This is a genomic window from Kitasatospora sp. NPDC041988 (genome assembly GCF_055588525.1).
The window spans coordinates 85,381-101,375 of record NZ_JBVJCO010000012.1 but is presented as its reverse complement, the minus strand read 5'-3'; the positions used below and the strand labels follow the sequence as shown (position 1 = coordinate 101,375).

The following is a 15,995-nucleotide window of genomic DNA, read 5'->3' as shown; positions in this document are numbered from 1 at the left end:
GGTGCGGAGCACCGGAGAGGCCGCCCGAGGGCACGCCTTCGCCGATGGGGTGGCTGCGGTGTCGGGCCCGCAGCGGGCAGCGGTCCGTCAACCGCGCAGTGCGGCGATCTCGGCTTCGGGGGCCAGCCCAAGGATCGGGCGGTCGGGGCGCTGCGGCGAGACTCCGCCCAGCTCCTTCAGCAGGATGGTGGCTCCGGACGGCGGGTGACGGTTGCCGCGATGGAGAAAGGTCACGTCCCAGTCGCGGGACAGGGCCTCGCTGACGATGGCGCGTCCGACGAAGCCGGATCCACCGAGCATGAGAAGTCGCATGCCAAGTACTGTCCTCACCGATGTGCCGGTTGGTCCACCCCCATCCGCCATCAGCGGAATCGCCGTCAGCTGAACGGGCGGGGCGGGCGGCCCGGCCGGCCGGGCTGACCACGCGTGTGCCCTGCCTGGCAGGTCCGAGGAAGCCGCACCGGCCACCGCGCCGGTGCGGCCCTTCTCAGGCCGGGTAGGTGATCGAGCCCAGCGGCGGGCAGGGGATGAGCGTGGTGCCGGCGCCGGGGCGTTCGACGAAGGCCCGGGCCTCGGCGGCCTGCCGGCGCCGGGTTTCCAGCTCGTCGGCGTGCCACGCGTCGAGCCTGGCCCGGGGGTAGTCCCACGAGTCGTCGATGAGACTGAGGCTGGTGTTGCCGGAGCTGCGCTGGAACTCCGCCTTCAAGGCGGCCTGTTGGAGCGCGGTCTGGGTCGCGGCGAGATCGATGCGGGCGATCAGGACGCCGATGGTGTTCGGTTCGCGGGTCGGCATGGGGGCCTGCGGGAGCAGCGACACCCCGGTGTCGAGGCGGCCGATGTTGTCGACGGTCGCGTCCTGGGCCTCCCTGATCGTGATCTGCATCTCCCGGTGCAGCCAGAAGAACTCGTCGAGGTCGGCCTGGGTGATGCGCATCCGCTGATACAGGGCCTGGAAGCGGGGATCGTGGTGCAACGGGAGCATGGGAGCCATGTGGAGCACCACACAGTCGTTGAAGCCCCCTGACACCGCGGCATCGAGGTGGAGGATGGCCAGTTCCGCCTCCCCCTGCGCGCACGCCAGCCCACCGAGGCTCGCGCGGCCCGCGGCGGCGAGCCACGCACCGTCGGGGCCGAGCGCCGTGGCACGCGCGACGACGTCGTGGAGGCCCCTGGTCCCCGCCACGGCGGGTCCCTTGGTCAGGAACTCCACCAGCACTTCGTGAAGACGGGTGGCCAATGAGCTGACGGTGTCGACCATGGATCTCCTCGGGCCTCGGTGGTGAAGAGCTGTAGGGGCGTCAAGTCTGCGGCAACCCCCTGGAGATGACGGGCGGACGGGGTGAGCGGTTCCTGCTCGTCCCCGGCAGGTCGCGGTACCACGCGTCCGACGCCTTGGATGTGAGCTTCCGGGTCTCGAAGTCGACGTGGACGAGGCCGAATCTCTGGCTGAACCCTTCAGCCCGTCGGGCAGACTGTCTCGGTTCCGCGGTTGCATCCGTACGCCGATGGGACATTCGCCCGGGCCAGCGACGCGTGTCGCTGCGAGCGGCGCGCCGCCGCTCAGCGAGAAGCTTGTCAGTTCCAGCGGACGGCAAAAGGCAGGCAAAGGCAAAGGCAAGGAGATCCGTCTCTCCTTGCCACTCTCAACGTATAGCGCACCGGGGGGCTTGCGGCAAGACCCCGGTCACGACGCAGAATCCTTGGCCGAGGCCACAACCTGCGGAAATGAGGGCACGACGTGCGGGTGTTGTTGTCGACACACGGGGGACGCAGTGACGCCGGTCCAGTGGTGGGACCGGCACTGCGGTTGCGGGCGCCCGGGGCAAAGGTGCGGGGGTGCGCGCCGCGCGACCGAGCCAGGCCGCCGGCCGCGTCGGGGGGAAGGCAACCGGAGTTGAAGACGTGCCCGACAGGCGGTTCGACAGGGCCGGAGACGCCGGAGACGCGATCGGCCGGTGCGGTGCGCCGGGACACCACGGCCTCGGAGGTATCGCGATGACCGGGCAGTACGTGCGCGACCTTCAAGAGGTCGACCAGACGCAGGTGGCGATCGTCGGCGGCAAGGGCGCGCACCTGGGCGAGCTGTCGCGGATCGAAGGCATCCGTGTGCCGGCCGGCTTCTGCGTGACGACAGAAGCCTTCCGGCGGATCATGATGGAGGGGCCGTCGATCGACGATCAGCTCGATCGGCTGTCCCGCCTGAACCCGGACGAACGGGAGGCGATCCGCGCGCTCAGCGCGGAGATCCGCCGGACCATCGAGGGGATCGCCATCCCGGGCGACCTCGCGATGGCGGTCACCGACGCGCTCGCCCGGCTCGGCGAGCAGGCCGCCTGCGCCGTCCGGTCCAGCGCGACGGCGGAGGACCTGCCGACGGCTTCCTTCGCCGGCCAGCAGGACACGTACCTGAACGTCGTGGGGCCGGCGGCGATCCTCCGGCACGTCAGCCGGTGCTGGGCCTCGCTGTTCACCGAGCGAGCCGTGACCTATCGCCGGCGCAACGGCATCGACCACCGCACGGTCCGGATGGCCGTGGTCGTGCAGCGGATGGTCTTCCCTCATGCGGCCGGCATCCTGTTCACGGCCGACCCCGTCACGGGCAACCGGCGGGTCGCCACCGTGGACGCCGGCTTCGGCCTCGGCGAGGCTCTGGTCTCCGGCCTGGTGAACCCGGACGTCTTCAAGGTGCGCGACGGCGAAGTGATTGCCAAGGCGATCGCCACCAAACCGCGTGCCGTTCGCCCCCTGCCGGCCGGCGGTACGCACGAGGTGGCGATCGACCTGCAGCGGCAGGAGCAGCCGGCACTGACTGATGCCCAGGTGGTGCGGCTGGTGCAGCTCGGGCGACGGATCGAGGCGCACCTCGGCCACCCGCAGGACATCGAATGGTGCCTGGTCGACGACGACTTCCGGATCGTTCAGAGCCGGCCGATCACCACGCTGTTCCCCGTCCCCCAGGCCGGCGACCAGGAGAATCACGTCTACGTCTCCGTCGGCCACCAGCAGATGATGACCGACCCCATGAAGCCCCTGGGGCTGTCCATGTGGCAGCTGACGGCGATGGTACCGATGCACGAGGCCGGCGGGAGGTTGTTCGTCGACGTCACCGGGCGCCTGGGCTCGCCCGCGAGCCGCGCCGGCCTGCTGGACCTCGTGGGGAGAGGCGATCCGCTGGTCAGGGACGCGTTGGAGACCGTCCTCGACCGCGGCGACTTCGTTCCGTCGCTCCCGGACGCGGGTCCCGCAGGGCCCGGGGGGCCGCCGGCGGGCGGCGCGTCCGCTCCGATCGAGACCGATCCGGCCATCGTCACCGAGCTGATCGCGCGCAGCCAGGCGTCCCTCGCCGCCCTGCGGCGCGACATCCGGACGAAGACCGGACCGGCGCTGTTCGACTTCCTGCTGGGCGCCTTCGAGGAGCACAAGCGAGTCCTCGGTGATCCGCTCAACATGCAGGCGATCATGGCGGGGATGGAGGCCACCTGGTGGCTCAACGACACGCTGCAGGAGTGGCTGGGCGAGAAGAGCGCGGCCGACACGCTCACGCTGTCCGCCCCCGACAACGTCACGTCGGAAATGGGACTGGCGCTACTCGACGTCGCCGACGTGATCCGCCCGCATCCTGAGGTGGTGGCGTTCCTGCAGGGCGTCCAGCACGAGGGCTTCCTGGACGAGGACTTCCTGGGCGAGCTGGCGAAGCTCGCGGGCGGAACCGAGGCGCGCGACGCCGTCGAGGCCTACCTCGACCGGTACGGCATGCGCTGCGTCGGCGAGATCGACATCACGAGGCCGCGTTGGCGCGAGCGCCCCAGCACGCTCGTGCCCGTGATCCTCGACAACGTCAGGCTCTTCGCGCCGGGCGCAGCCGAGCGGCGCTTCGAGCACGGGCGGCAGGAGGCGCAGAGGAAGGAACGGGACGTACTGTCACGCTTGCGGGCCCTGCCGGACGGCGAGCGGAAGGCCGACGAGACCAAACGGATGATCGACCAGGTCCGAACCTTCATCGGGTACCGGGAGTACCCGAAGTACAACATCGTCAGCCGCTACTTCGTCTACAAGCAGTCCCTGCTGAAGGAGGCCGAGCGCCTCGTGCGGGCCGGCGTGCTCCGTGAGCCGGAGGACGTCTTCTACCTCACGTTCCAGGAGTTCCACGACGTCGTGCGCACCAAGCAGGTGGACGGCCGGCTCATCCAGGGGCGCAAGGAGGCGTTCCGGTCGTACGAGGCGCTCACACCGCCCCGGGTGCTCACCTCGGACGGCGAGGCCGTCATCGGCGCGTACCGGCGCGACGACGTGCCGGCCGGCGCCCTGATCGGCCTACCGGTCTCCGCCGGGACCATCGAGGGAAGGGCTCGCGTCATCCTCGACATGGCGCAGGCCGATCTCGAAGCGGGCGACATCCTGGTCACGGCCCACACGGACCCCAGCTGGTCACCGCTGTTCGTCGCCATCGCGGGCCTGGTGACGGAGGTGGGCGGCTTGATGACCCATGGCGCGGTGATCGCGCGGGAGTACGGCTTGCCGGCCGTCGTGGGCGTGGATCAGGCCACCCGGCTGATCCGGGACGGGCAGCGGATCCGCGTGCACGGAACCGACGGGTACGTCGAGATCCTGCATTGACGGATGGTGATCTTCCGGGCGCCGTGTGGTCTTGAGTGTCTCCTGCCCGACTCGGGGTCTGTTGGCCCTTGCGGACCTGGAAGGATAGGTCATGGCGGTCCGCCGTGTGGACGTCATGGGGGAAGTGGGGGCATGTGGAACTGCGTGACATCGAGATCTTTCTGACCCTGGCCGAGGAACTGCACTTCGGCCGGACTGCGGAGCGTCTGCATGTCTCCGGGGCACGGGTCAGCCAGGCGATCAAGAAGCAGGAGCGCTCCATCGGTGCGGAGCTGTTCTCCCGGGACAGCCGCAACGTCCGGCTGACGCCGCTCGGTGAGCAACTGCGGGACGATCTGCGGGTGGTGCACCAGGGGCTGACGCAGAGTCTGGAGCGGGCTCGGCTGGCCGCCCGGGGCAAGACGGGCACGCTCCGGGTGAGCCTGTTCCCCGCCAACATCCAGGAGCTGCGGCGGTACTTCGAGACCTTTCGCACCCGCCACCCGCAGTGGGACTTGCGGCTGCGAATGTCGGCCTACGCCGACCCCTTCGCCCAGCTGCGCAACGGGGAGGCCGACATCCTGGTCACCTGGCCCGCCGTCTACGAGCCCGACTTGACCGTGGGTCCCACACTCTTCTCCGAGCCGAGAGCGCTGGCCGTGGACCACGAGCATCCGCTCGCGCGGTGGTCCTCGGTGACCCTGGAGGAGATGAGCGACTTCCAGCACGTGAGCGTCACCCCGTCGCCCGACTACTGGATGGACCACTACGTTCCGCGGCACACGCCCCAAGGCCGGTTCATCGACCGGGGCGCCGTCGTGAACAACATCGAGGAGATCTTCATGACGGTGGGCATGCGGGATGCGGTCGCCCTCTTCCCCGTGCATGTGGCCCGCTACTACCCGCGCCCGGACATCACCTACCTGCCGGTCAAGGGACTGGAGCTGCTGGCGTACTCGCTGGTGTGGCGGACCGACTCGGAGAACGAGATGATCCGCTCCTTCGCCCGCGTCGTACGCGACCTGGGGCCCCTGCCCGACTGAGGTGTGCCGGTGTGGAGATCGTCAACCCCGGGGTTAACGACCGTTGCGACAGTCACTGTTGATCCCCGCACCGCCGCGCCCGAAGCTTGATCCATTCCAACGATCGAGCACGAGAGAGGGATGCGCGATGAACGTCGTGTCCTCCGCGGTGTCCCTGACGGTCACCGACCCCGCCGCCTCCAGCCGGTTCTTCACCACCCACCTGGGGTTCCGTGAGGTCGTGGTCGACGAGGACTTCGTGGAGCTCTGCCGTGACGACGCGGCCGTCGACCTCGTCCTGGTGCGGCGCGACCTCGAACAGCACGGGTTAGGCCAAGGGCCGACCGACGTGATCGTGTCGTTCGCGGTCACCGGCATCGCGGCCGAGTACGAGCGGCTGCGGAACGAAGGGGCCGGCCTGGCCGTGACCCTCCAGCAGGAGCCATGGGGCGAGCTGGTGGTGCGGCTGATCGACCCCAACGGAGTGGTCGTCCAGCTCACCGAATGGGTGCCGCCGACCGGCGCCTGACTCTCCGGCTGCCCGCAGGCCCCCCGATACCCGGCTCCGACCGAGCCGCGTTGACCGGCACATTCGTACCCGACCTCATGCTCCACACCGACCAGGGCACCACCAGCATCGCGGAACTCATGCACGCCGCACGGCCCGTCCAGCTCGATCTGGCCGACCGTCCGGAACTCCGCGAGATCGCCCGAGAATGGGAACACCTCGTCGACATCCGCATGGCCAAGACCGATGGCCCGCCTGCCGACGCCCTGCTGATCCGCCCGGACGCCCACGTCGCCTGGGCCGCCACGCTCGCCGAACCCGCCGACACCGCCGCGCCCGCGCTGCGAGAAGCGCTCTGCCACTGGTTCGGCACACCGGACCAGCGGTAGGACCGGTCCTGGTGCTGCTCCCGGAAGGTCGTGGAGGAGTACTGATCAGAGCGTCGGATCACCGAGGCAGAAGCCGCAGGCACAGTCCAGTTCCTCCCCCTCTCTATGACCTCTCTACGACGGAGACACCTTGTCCGTTCGCATCACCGCGCTGACCGACCCCGATACCGGCCCGGCCAGCCACCGCCTGGCGTGGCTGGCATCAGACGCCGACGGAATCCCCGTCGGGTCGGCGTTCCTGCGTCTTTTCACCAGGACCGGGCAGGAGCACCTCGCCGAACTGGACCTTCAGGTCCATCCGGCCGAGCGGCGCAACCGCACCGGCTCCAAACTCCTGGACGCGGCCGTCGCCGCCGCACGCCGGGACGGCCGGCGCTGTGTCATCACCCAGGCCGAGGCCGGCTCTCCCGGCGACCGGTTCCTGCCGGCCCGGGGCTTCCGCAAGGTCCTGACCCTGACCTTCACCCGGCTGCCGCTGGCCGAGGCGGACATCACCGCTCTCACCGAGATCACCGGACAGTCACATCCCGGCTATCGGCTGGCGTCATGGGAGGGCACCGTCCCTGACGGCCTCGCCGAGACGTTCGTCGCGTCGCGTCACGCCATGGACGACATGCCGATGGGCGGCACCGACTTCGGCACGGTGACCTGGGACCTGGACCGGGTCCGGGCCGCGGCGGCGGCCGTCGAAAAGCGTGGCGACCTGCTGCACACCGTTGTTGCCATCGACGAGTCGGACGGCTCGATCGCCGGGTTCACCGAACTGGTCGTCCCCGGCGACGGCAAGGGTGACGGCCAGCACTACGGCACCGGCGTCCTCCCCGAGCACCGCGGGCACGGCCTCGGCCGCTGGATGAAGGCCGCGTCGATCCGACACGCCCGCGAGCGGCACCCCGACCTCGGCGGCCTGCTCACCGACACCGCCGACAACAACCCGTACATGCGCCACATCAACGACGCGCTCGGCTACGCGCCGACGCACACGACATTCGAGTACCAACTCGACCTCTAGAAACGACGGGGCCGGGCCATCGCCCTGACCCCCCGGCGCGGCTGCCCGTCGCCGAGGGCGACGACACCGCCATGGTCCGGATCAAGCTGCGGCTGCCCGCCGGCCTCACCGTGATGGCACCACCGCGGCAAGCACCATGCCCAGAACCGACACCGAGGATGGACAGAGAGAATGAGCACCACCGAGGACTACCAGGCCGCGGAGCAACTCCTGCGCCGACCCGCCCGCCCCGGCGAGCTCGTCATCGGCGACAAGGTCAGGCCGCAGTGGATCGACGGCGGCGCCCGCTTCTGGTACGCGGTGAGCAACGGCGTCGGCAGGCGGTTCGTACTGGTCGACCCGGCGGCGGGCACCCGCGAGCCGGTCTTCGACCACACCCTGCTCGCCACCGCGCTGGCCGCCGCCTCCGGGCAGCAGGTCGACCCGGAGGCCCTTCCGTTCACGGCCATCGAACTGGTCGGGGACGCCGTGGAGTTCGTCGCGTTCGACGCGTACTGGCGCTGCCGCCTGGACGACTACAGCTGCGAGCACGCCGAGTTCACGCCGCCGGGCAACCCGCTGGACGTGCCGTCGCCCGACCGGAAGGTCGCGGTGTCCCAGCGGGGGCACGACCTGTGGGCGGTCTCGGCGTCCGACGGCCGCGAGTGGGCGCTGACCACCGACGGCGAAGCCTCCTACGCGTACGGCACCAGCCCGGAATGCCTCGGCAACGGCACCCTGCTGCGCAAGTTCGGCGTGCCGTACCTGCCGCCGGCGGTGGCCTGGTCCCCCGACTCGACGAAGGTGCTGACGCACCGGACCGATGAGCGCGGTGTCCGGCAGACCCACCTGCTGGAGGCCAGGCCCGCCGACGGCGGCGCGCCCCTCCTGCACACCCAGCGGTACGCCTACGCCGGGGACGAGAACATGCCGGTGGCCGAGCTGGTCGTGCTGGACGTCGCCGAGGGCACGGTGATCCGCGCGCAGGCCGAGCCGCTGCTCACGCCGATGCTGTCGCCGGTCATGGGCAAGTGGGCGTGGTGGGCCGCGGACGGCTCGGCGGTGTACTACCTCGCCCAGCCCCGCGACCGGCACACGCTCTCGCTGTACCGCCTCGACCCGGCCACCGGCGAGGTCACCGTCGTGCTCAGCGAGACCGGGGAAACCCGCGTCGAGCCCAACCAGTGGAACTACGAGCCGCCGATCGTACGGGTGCTGGCCGACGAGGTCCTGTGGTACTCCCAGCGGGACGGCTGGGGCCACCTGTACCGGTACGACCTGCGCACCGGCGCACTGCTCGGGCAGGTCACGTCCGGGGAATGGGCGGTGCGGAAGATTCTGCACGTCGACGAGGCCGAGCGGGTGGTGTACTTCACCGCCTCCGGGCTGGTCGCGGAGGACCCGTACCGACGCACGGTGTGCCGGGCCGGCCTGGACGGCTCCGGCTTCGCCAAGGTCACCGACGACGAGCTGGACCACATCGTCACCCTGCCGGACACCATGGAGTACTTCATCGACTCCGCGTCCACCGTCGACACCCCGCCGGTGACCCGCGTCCGTGACTGGGCCGGGCGGGTGCTGGTCGAGCTGGAGCGCGCCGACATCAGCAGGCTCACCGCCACCGGCTGGACGCCGCCGGAGCGCTTCCGCGTCAAGGCGGCCGACGGGGTGACGGACATCTACGGGGTGCTGTACCACCCGCGCGGGTTCGACCCCGCCCGGCGCTACGCGGTGGTGGACAACATCTACCCCGGCCCGCAGACCAACCGGGTCGACCCGGGCTTCGACCCCGGCGGCATGGGCCTCGACGCGGAACCCCTCGCGGCGCTCGGCTTCGTGGTGGTCGCGGTCGACGGGCGCGGCACCCCGGGCCGCAGCAAGGCCTTCCACGACGCCTCCTACGGCCACCTGGCCGACGCGGGCTGCCTGGCCGACCACGTCGCCGCACTGCGCCGGCTGGCCGAGACCCGGCCGTGGATGGACCTGGACCGGGTGGGCGCGTTCGGCCACTCCGGCGGCGGGTTCGCCACCGTCCGGGCGATGGTGGACTTCCCCGAGGTGTACAAGGCCGGCGTGGCCCTCTCCGGCTCGCACGAGGCCCGTTCCTTCAGCCTGGACTTCGTGGAGGCCTACGACGGCGCGGACAATCCGAAGGCCTGGACCCGGGCCTCCAACGTGGACCTCGCGGACCGGCTGGCGGGCAAGCTGCTGCTCGTCCACGGCGAGATGGACGACCGGGTCCACCCTGACCACACCCTGCGGCTGGCCGACCGGCTCATCGCCGCCGACAAGGACTTCGAACTGCTCATCGTGCCGGGCGCCGAGCACACGTTCATCGACTGCCTGGCCTACGTCCGCAAGCGCTGCTGGGACTTCCTGGTACGCGAGCTGATGGGCACACAGGCACCCGGCTACCGCCCGGCCCCCATCACCATCGACCCCGCGTTGCTCAGCGAGCTCTTCGCCTGAGTGCGACCACCCCGACGCTCCGTCACCGGTAGGCCGCCTTGCGACCTACCGGTGACGGGACCGGTCAGCTGAGCACGCCCACCGGAAACCGTCGTCGGGGGGCTCGGACCACGTACGGGTTGCGGTTATCCGAGGCCGCGAGCGTCCTGCTTCAGCGCGGTGTCCACGGTCAGCGCGGTCGCCACGACGAGGCTGAGCAGCGGGTCGGCGAGCGGGCGGTGGATCTGGAGCACGTAGTTGTCGGCCGTGGTGAACATCGTCTTCGCCAGGCCTTCCCAGGTCTTGGTGATCCGGGCGACCTCGGTGTCCGTCTCGTCGACGATGGAGAAGTTCCAGGCCCGCCAGTTCTCGGCCTTGACGGCGCCGACCTTCTGCCCGCCGACCTCCATCGCGAAATTGATCTTCCCGATGGCGTTCTGCTGAACGATCTGGCCGACCTCCTGGCCGTTCGGACGCTGCACGACCACCCGCGACTTGATGAGCTTCGCCGGGCGGGTCAGCAGCAGCACCGGGGTGCCCTGCGCGTCACGGATCTCCAGCCTGTGGGTCAGGTACTGGTCGATGGAGGAGAGAAGCCGTACGACCTTGCGCAGAGCGCTCTGGCCGACCTGGACCACCGAGCCCAGCGCGGCCCCCTGCTGGTCGAAGACCGCGTACTCGTTGGTCAGCTCGATCAGCTTGGCCTTCTGGTTCACCACCAGGACCGGCTCGGAGAAGAGGGTGCCGCCGCCACCGGAGACCGGTCCGACGCCCGCCTGCTGCTGTACCTGGCGCTGCACCTTGGCGGAGTCGCCGACCGGAGCGGCCGGCTGCCCGGGGAAGCCGGGGGTGTTCGTGTTCTGGGACATGGCGGGCAGGCTAGGCTCAATCCTCCCCGGGTGGCCAGATCGTTTGACCGGACCCGGTTCGTCCGGGCCTGCGGATTGTGCCCGTGACCTGCAGATTCGGCCGCTGCGAACGCCAGTTGGCCGCCACCCGACGGCAACGATGTGGCCGATGTCACACCCGTGACGCCCCCTCTGCGCAGCCCCGTCGACCGCATTCGTCCCGGCCCGGACCTGTCGCAGCAACAGCTCCCGGGCCTCGCCCACCGACCAACGAGGCGACAGCGCATCCACCTCGCAACGACCTCTCCGAGTACGTAGCAAGCCAGGCGAGCGCCAAGCCCTACTGAGACCTCAACCACTGCGCTCGTCAGGACCGATGAGCGGCAATCAGGTCGCGGTACCAGGCGTACGAGGCCTTCGCGGTGCGGCGCTGCGTCTCGAAGTCGACGTGGACGAGGCCGAAGCGCTGGTGGTAGCCCTCGGCCCGTCGAACGGGCTGTCATCGTAGTTGTCTGCCGGCTCAGCTGTGTCCACGGAACATCGGACCGGCGGATTCGCCCGCCGCTGCCCGTCCTTCCGGACCCGACGCCGTCCGGCGACCGGCCGGCCCGCTCGCCGCCACCTGCCGGTCACGGGCCCGGCGGTCATCCCCACCAGGGGCCCGACCCGGTCGCCGACGTGTGTAGGTTGGCTGCCCGCCGCCGCTCGACCGGCCGCGCCCCTCACCCCCGGCCTTCAGGAGGCTCGCCATGCCCGCATTCCCAGGTTTCCCCACCGGCGCCCGGCCGGGCGCGGATCCGGCCGACGCCGCAGCCGTGTGGCAGGTGATCACCACCATGTACGAGGCCTACGCGGCCGGGGACCGCCCGCTGATCGACGCCTGTCTCGACCCGGAGGCCACCGTCTGGGACTCCGGGACGGCCGAGCTGCTCTACGGAAAGCCGGACCTGGACCAGGTGCGGGAGGCCCGCCCGGCTCCGGGCGAGGGGCCGGTGGAGACCGGATTGGAGCCGTACGGACCGGTGGTGGACGTCTTCGGCGACATCGCGGTGTTGCGCTTCTGGCTGCGGGTGGATTTCGCGCCCGACCCGGACACCGGCGAGCTGCGCCCCGAGCTGGTCCGCAACACCGCCGTCCTGCGGCGTGGCGGGAACGCCGCGTGGCACATCGTCCACCTGCACGAGGACGTGCAGCAGCCGGGTGGGGTCTCTGTCGGAGATCACTGAACCGGGCGCAGCGCACTGCGGTGGTCCGCCGGCCGTGCGCTGCGCACAGCTCCTCCCGGAGGCCCCGGACTAGCGTCCTCGGCGATCCCTTGGAGCAAGCCGGGAGGCGGCATGACGTATCGAGTGGCCATGGACATCGGTGGGACGTTCACCGATGTCGTCGCCTATGACGAGGACAGCGGTACCTTCTTCGCGGCCAAGGCGCCGACGACGCCGGGAGACCTGGCCGAGGGGGTCTTCGCCTCACTGGGCCGGGCGGTAGACTCGCCCGGCGACATCTCCTTCTTCGTGCACGGCACGACGCAGGGCCTCAACGCCCTGCTGGAGCGCAAGGGCGCCCGCGTCCTGCTGGTCACGTCGGCCGGGATGCGGGACGTCTACCACATCGCCCGGGGCAACCGGGACCGGATGTTCGACCTGCATTACCGCAAGCCGAAGCCGCTGGTGGACCGCTGCGACACGGTGGAGGCGGGCGGCCGCCTGGACTGGCGTGGCGCCGAGCTCGAACCACTCGACGAGGACGCCGTGCGGGCCGCTGCCCGGCGCGCGAAGGACGAGGGCTTCGACGCGGTCGCCGTCTCGTTCCTCTTCTCGTACGTCAACCCGGACCACGAGCTGCTGGCGGCGAAGATCCTGGAGCAGGAGCTCGGCGAGGATGTCGTCGTGGTGCTGTCGCACCAGGTGGCCGGCGAGTGGCGCGAGTACGAGCGGACGTCCTCGGCCGTCCTGGAGGCCTACACCGGCCCGGTCGTGCGCCGGTATCTGAGCCGGATCGAGGGGCGGTTCGCCGAGCACGGCCTGACCGTCCCGGTCCAGGTGATGCAGTCCTCCGGCGGCATCGTGAACGCCGCCCACGCCCGCCGGCACCCGCTCCAGACGCTGCTGTCCGGGCCGGTCGGCGGCACCATGGGCGGGGCCGCGGCGGCGGGTCTGCTGGGCCGGCGCAACGCGATCTGCGTGGACATGGGCGGCACCTCCTTCGACGTCTCGCTGGTCCTCGACGGCCGGCCCGACGTCTCCAACGAGGGCTCGGCGGACGGCTTTCCGGTCCTCATGCCGCTGGTCAACCTGCACACCATCGGCGCCGGCGGCGGCTCCCTCGCGTACGCGGAGGCCGGCGGGCTGCGCGTCGGCCCGGAGTCGGCCGGCGCCGTGCCCGGGCCCGCCTGCTACGGCCGCGGCGGCACCCGGGCCACCGTCACCGACGCCAACGCGGTGCTCGGCCGGGTCGATCCGGAGTGGTTCGCCGGCGGCCACATGACGCTCGACGTGGCCGCGGCCCGGCAGGCCGTCGGCACGCTCGCCGGCGAACTCGGCCTCGACCCGCTGGAACTGGCGGGGGGCATCTGCGATGTCGCGAACGCCAAGATGGCCCAGGCGATCCGCACCCTCACAGTCGAACACGGCCTGGAGCCAAGGGAGTTCGTCCTGTTGGCGTTCGGTGGGGCGGGCCCGATGCACGCGGTCGAGATCGCCCGCGAGCTCGGTATCCGTGAGGTCGTCGTGCCGCGCTTCCCCGGGGCGTTCTCCGCCTGGGGGATGCTCGGCACCGAGGTCCGCCGTGACCTGACCCGCCAGTTCTTCACCTCGGGCGCCGACCTCGACGGCGAGGCCATGGCCCGCGCGCTGGCCGCTCTGGAGGACGAGGCGCTGGCCGAACTCGGCGAGCAGGGCGTCCCCGTGGAGCGGCGGCGGGTCGAGCACGTCGTCGACATGCGGTACGCGGGCCAGGACTACACCCTCGCCGTGCCCCTGCGGTTCGCCGCCGAGCCGGCGGCCGACGACTTCCTCGCCACCGCCGCCGGGCGCTTCGCCCAGCTGCACGAGTGCCGCTACGGGCACGCCACGCCCGAGGCGCCCGTCGAGTTCGTCACCCTGCGCAGCACCGCGCTCGGGGCGCTGCGCGAGATCGCGGCCGTGCCGTACTCCGCCGGCGAGGTCGCCTCCGACACCGTGCAGCGGCGTCAGGTCGTCTTCGGCGGCCGGCCGCACGACACCGCGGTCCTGCGCCGTGAGCGGCTGGTGCCCGGACAGCGCGTCGACGGACCCGCCGTCATCGTGGAGGCCACCTCCACCACCGTCGTCCCGCCCGACTCGTCGGTCACCGTCGACGAGAACGGCTTCCTCGTCATCAAGGTTGGAGCTACGGCATGACCGACGCCGGCACCCGGGCCATCGACCCGGTCACGACAGAGATCATCCGCTGCGCGCTGCTGCAGGCCGCGGAGGACATGAACACCACGCTCATCCGGTCGTCCTACACGCCCACCATCTACGAGGCGAAGGACTGCGCGGTCGCGCTGCTCGACCGGGACCACAACGTGCTCGGCCAGTCCTCGGGCCTGCCGATCTTCCTGGGCAACCTGGAGGTGTGCACCCGGGCGACCGAGGCGATGTACGGCGCGGAGGTCTGGCGTCCCGGTGACGTCTGGGTCCTCAACGACTCGTACATCGGCGGCACCCACCTCAACGACGTCACCGTGTACGCCCCGATCTTCGCCGAGGACACCGCCGACGGCGGCGAACTCATCGGCTTCGCCGCCTCGCGGGCGCACTGGATCGACATGGGCTCCAAGGACCCCGGCGGGTCGATGGACTCCACGTCCATCTACCAGGAGGGCCTGCGGATGGGCCCCCTGAAGATCTACCAGGACGGCGAGCCCTGCGAGCAGGCGCACGCGCTGATCGCCCGCAACGTCCGCTTCCCGCAGCCGACGCTCGGCGACATGCGCGCCCAGGTCGCCTGCGCCCGCACCGGCGCCCGGCGGTTCGCCGAGATCGTTCGCCGCTGGGGGCTGGAGACCGTCCTCGCCGCGCGGGACGCGATCTTCACCCAGACCGAGCGGCTGGAGCGCGAGCAGATCGCCGCCATCCCGGACGGCGTCTACACGGCGACCGGCCACCTGGACAACGACGGCATCGACCTCGCCACCCCGCTGCACGTCACCGTGCGCGTCGAGATCTCCGGCGACCGGATGACGATGGACGTCACCGACTGCGCCGACCAGGCGACCGGCCCCGTCAACTGCGGCGCGGCCCAGACCGTCGCCGCCTGCCGGGTCGGCTACAAGCTGCTGGTCAGCGGCGACGTTCCGCTCAACGGCGGATCGTTCAGGCCGCTCGATGTGGTCACCCGGCCGGGTTCGATGCTCGCCGCCGTCGAGCCGGCGGCCTGTCAGTACTACTACTCCCACCTCGGGCTGGTCATCGACCTGGTCGTCAAGGCGCTCGCGCCCGCGGTGCCCGCCCGGGCGGCCGCCGCCAGCTACGGCGACTCGATGATCGTGCAGTTCACCGGGACCGACCCGCGCAACGGCAGGCTGTTCGTCTCCCAGGAGGCCACCGTCGGCGGCTGGGGGGCCTGGCAGACCGACGACGGCGAGTCCTGCCTGATCAACAACGTCAACGGCTCCCTGCGGGACATGCCCGTCGAGGTGCTGGAGACGCTCTTCCCGGTGCGCGTCACCGAGTACGCCGTCCGCCCCGACTCCGGCGGCGCGGGCCGCACCCGCGGCGGCAACGGCGTGGTGCGCGAGTACCGCTTCGAGGCCGACCAGAACCTCTCCCTGTGGTGGGAGCGTTCGGTCACCCCCGCCTGGGGCGTCTTCGGCGGCGGCGAGGGCGCCCCGCCCCGGGTCGTCCTCAACCCCGGGCGGGACGACGAGCGCGAGCTGCTCAAGGTCAACGCACTGGCGGTGCGCCGGGGCGACGTGCTGCGCTGCGAGAGCGGCGGAGGCGGCGGGTTCGGCCCGGTCGCCGAGCGCCCCGCCGAGGCAGTGCGGGAAGACCTCCGGCAGGGCCTGCTCACCCGCGAACGGGCGGCCGCCGCCTACGGCCTCGACGCCTGACCCACCCCACCACCCCTGATCCGGGCCCGGTTGCCAACTCCCCCCACACGGCGACCGGGCCCACCTCTCGTTCGCCACCCCCGTCCCCACGAGCCGGCCCGTGCGGACGGGGGTCGCCC

13 protein-coding genes and 1 pseudogene are annotated in these 15,995 nt (G+C 71.1%); 9 read left to right on the top strand and 5 right to left on the bottom strand.

Annotated elements, in window-relative coordinates; translation table 11 throughout:
• Nucleotides 1-87: 87 nt before the first annotated feature.
• From ACZ6NC_RS14875 to ACZ6NC_RS14865, 3 genes are all read right to left on the bottom strand, one after another.
• On the bottom strand, nucleotides 88-312 hold the full coding sequence (locus tag ACZ6NC_RS14875) for an NAD-dependent epimerase/dehydratase family protein (protein WP_465732617.1): 225 nt from the start codon (nucleotides 310-312) through the stop codon (nucleotides 88-90).
• 175 nt (nucleotides 313-487) lie between these two features.
• Nucleotides 488-1,258 (bottom strand): hypothetical protein, encoded by a 771-nt coding sequence (locus ACZ6NC_RS14870; RefSeq protein ID WP_465732615.1) that lies wholly within the window; start codon nucleotides 1,256-1,258, stop codon nucleotides 488-490.
• 40 nt (nucleotides 1,259-1,298) lie between these two features.
• A complete protein-coding gene (locus tag ACZ6NC_RS14865) occupies nucleotides 1,299-1,514 on the bottom strand; it encodes a family 1 glycosylhydrolase (RefSeq protein WP_465732613.1) in 216 nt (71 codons plus the stop codon).
• Between the two features lie 481 nt (nucleotides 1,515-1,995).
• Here ACZ6NC_RS14865 and rph point away from each other — a divergent pair, with 481 nt between their 5' ends.
• From rph to ACZ6NC_RS14835, 6 genes are all read left to right on the top strand, one after another.
• Nucleotides 1,996-4,617, top strand: coding sequence for a rifamycin-inactivating phosphotransferase (gene rph / locus ACZ6NC_RS14860; RefSeq protein WP_465732611.1), 2,622 nt, complete (start codon nucleotides 1,996-1,998; stop codon nucleotides 4,615-4,617).
• Between the two features lie 134 nt (nucleotides 4,618-4,751).
• A complete protein-coding gene (locus ACZ6NC_RS14855; RefSeq protein WP_465732609.1) occupies nucleotides 4,752-5,639 on the top strand; it encodes a LysR family transcriptional regulator in 888 nt (295 codons plus the stop codon).
• A 127-nt stretch (nucleotides 5,640-5,766) separates the two neighbouring features.
• The gene (locus tag ACZ6NC_RS14850) at nucleotides 5,767-6,147 is read left to right on the top strand and encodes a VOC family protein (protein ID WP_465732607.1); all 381 of its coding nucleotides are present in this window, start codon (nucleotides 5,767-5,769) and stop codon (nucleotides 6,145-6,147) included.
• Complete coding sequence (locus ACZ6NC_RS14845) at nucleotides 6,063-6,515, top strand: aromatic-ring hydroxylase C-terminal domain-containing protein (protein ID WP_465732605.1); 453 nt, start codon at nucleotides 6,063-6,065, stop codon at nucleotides 6,513-6,515. Before ACZ6NC_RS14850 ends, ACZ6NC_RS14845 begins: the two co-directional genes overlap by 85 nt.
• A 130-nt stretch (nucleotides 6,516-6,645) precedes the next feature.
• Entirely contained in the window at nucleotides 6,646-7,527 is an 882-nt protein-coding gene (locus ACZ6NC_RS14840; RefSeq protein ID WP_465732603.1) for a GNAT family N-acetyltransferase, read from the top strand.
• 171 nt (nucleotides 7,528-7,698) lie between these two features.
• A complete protein-coding gene (locus tag ACZ6NC_RS14835) occupies nucleotides 7,699-9,975 on the top strand; it encodes a S9 family peptidase (RefSeq protein ID WP_465732601.1) in 2,277 nt (758 codons plus the stop codon).
• A 125-nt stretch (nucleotides 9,976-10,100) separates the two neighbouring features.
• On the opposite strand, the gene ACZ6NC_RS14830 is transcribed toward ACZ6NC_RS14835, so the two are convergent.
• Nucleotides 10,101-10,919, bottom strand: coding sequence for an LURP-one-related/scramblase family protein (locus ACZ6NC_RS14830; protein ID WP_465732766.1), 819 nt, complete (start codon nucleotides 10,917-10,919; stop codon nucleotides 10,101-10,103).
• A gap of 250 nt (nucleotides 10,920-11,169) precedes the next feature.
• A pseudogene (locus tag ACZ6NC_RS14825) lies at nucleotides 11,170-11,286 on the bottom strand (family 1 glycosylhydrolase); the annotation flags it as partial.
• 265 nt (nucleotides 11,287-11,551) lie between these two features.
• Between ACZ6NC_RS14825 and ACZ6NC_RS14820 the strand changes: the two are divergent.
• The 3 genes from ACZ6NC_RS14820 to ACZ6NC_RS14810 all read left to right on the top strand — a co-directional run bounded on the left by ACZ6NC_RS14820 (nucleotide 11,552) and on the right by ACZ6NC_RS14810 (nucleotide 15,876).
• Nucleotides 11,552-12,028: a YybH family protein gene (locus ACZ6NC_RS14820; RefSeq protein WP_465732599.1), complete on the top strand. Its 477-nt coding sequence runs from the start codon at nucleotides 11,552-11,554 to the stop codon at nucleotides 12,026-12,028.
• 111 nt (nucleotides 12,029-12,139) lie between these two features.
• The gene (locus ACZ6NC_RS14815; RefSeq protein WP_465732597.1) at nucleotides 12,140-14,182 is read left to right on the top strand and encodes a hydantoinase/oxoprolinase family protein; all 2,043 of its coding nucleotides are present in this window, start codon (nucleotides 12,140-12,142) and stop codon (nucleotides 14,180-14,182) included.
• The gene (locus tag ACZ6NC_RS14810) at nucleotides 14,179-15,876 is read left to right on the top strand and encodes a hydantoinase B/oxoprolinase family protein (RefSeq protein WP_465732595.1); all 1,698 of its coding nucleotides are present in this window, start codon (nucleotides 14,179-14,181) and stop codon (nucleotides 15,874-15,876) included. The genes ACZ6NC_RS14815 and ACZ6NC_RS14810 overlap by 4 nt, the downstream gene beginning before the upstream one ends.
• Nucleotides 15,877-15,995: the final 119 nt, after the last annotated feature.

Excerpts from the sequence above, each read along its gene's own strand:
- ACZ6NC_RS14850 (WP_465732607.1), top strand. The coding sequence starts at position 5,767 with ATGAACGTCGTGTCCTCCGCGGTGTCCCTGACGGTCACCGACCCCGCC.
- ACZ6NC_RS14810 (WP_465732595.1), top strand. The coding sequence starts at position 14,179 with ATGACCGACGCCGGCACCCGGGCCATCGACCCGGTCACGACAGAGATC.
- ACZ6NC_RS14865 (WP_465732613.1), bottom strand. The coding sequence starts at position 1,514 with ATGTCCCATCGGCGTACGGATGCAACCGCGGAACCGAGACAGTCTGCC.
- ACZ6NC_RS14815 (WP_465732597.1), top strand. The coding sequence starts at position 12,140 with ATGACGTATCGAGTGGCCATGGACATCGGTGGGACGTTCACCGATGTC.
- ACZ6NC_RS14875 (WP_465732617.1), bottom strand. The coding sequence starts at position 312 with ATGCGACTTCTCATGCTCGGTGGATCCGGCTTCGTCGGACGCGCCATC.
- ACZ6NC_RS14820 (WP_465732599.1), top strand. The coding sequence starts at position 11,552 with ATGCCCGCATTCCCAGGTTTCCCCACCGGCGCCCGGCCGGGCGCGGAT.
- ACZ6NC_RS14835 (WP_465732601.1), top strand. The coding sequence starts at position 7,699 with ATGAGCACCACCGAGGACTACCAGGCCGCGGAGCAACTCCTGCGCCGA.
- ACZ6NC_RS14845 (WP_465732605.1), top strand. The coding sequence starts at position 6,063 with ATGGGGCGAGCTGGTGGTGCGGCTGATCGACCCCAACGGAGTGGTCGT.
- rph (WP_465732611.1), top strand. The coding sequence starts at position 1,996 with ATGACCGGGCAGTACGTGCGCGACCTTCAAGAGGTCGACCAGACGCAG.
- ACZ6NC_RS14870 (WP_465732615.1), bottom strand. The coding sequence starts at position 1,258 with ATGGTCGACACCGTCAGCTCATTGGCCACCCGTCTTCACGAAGTGCTG.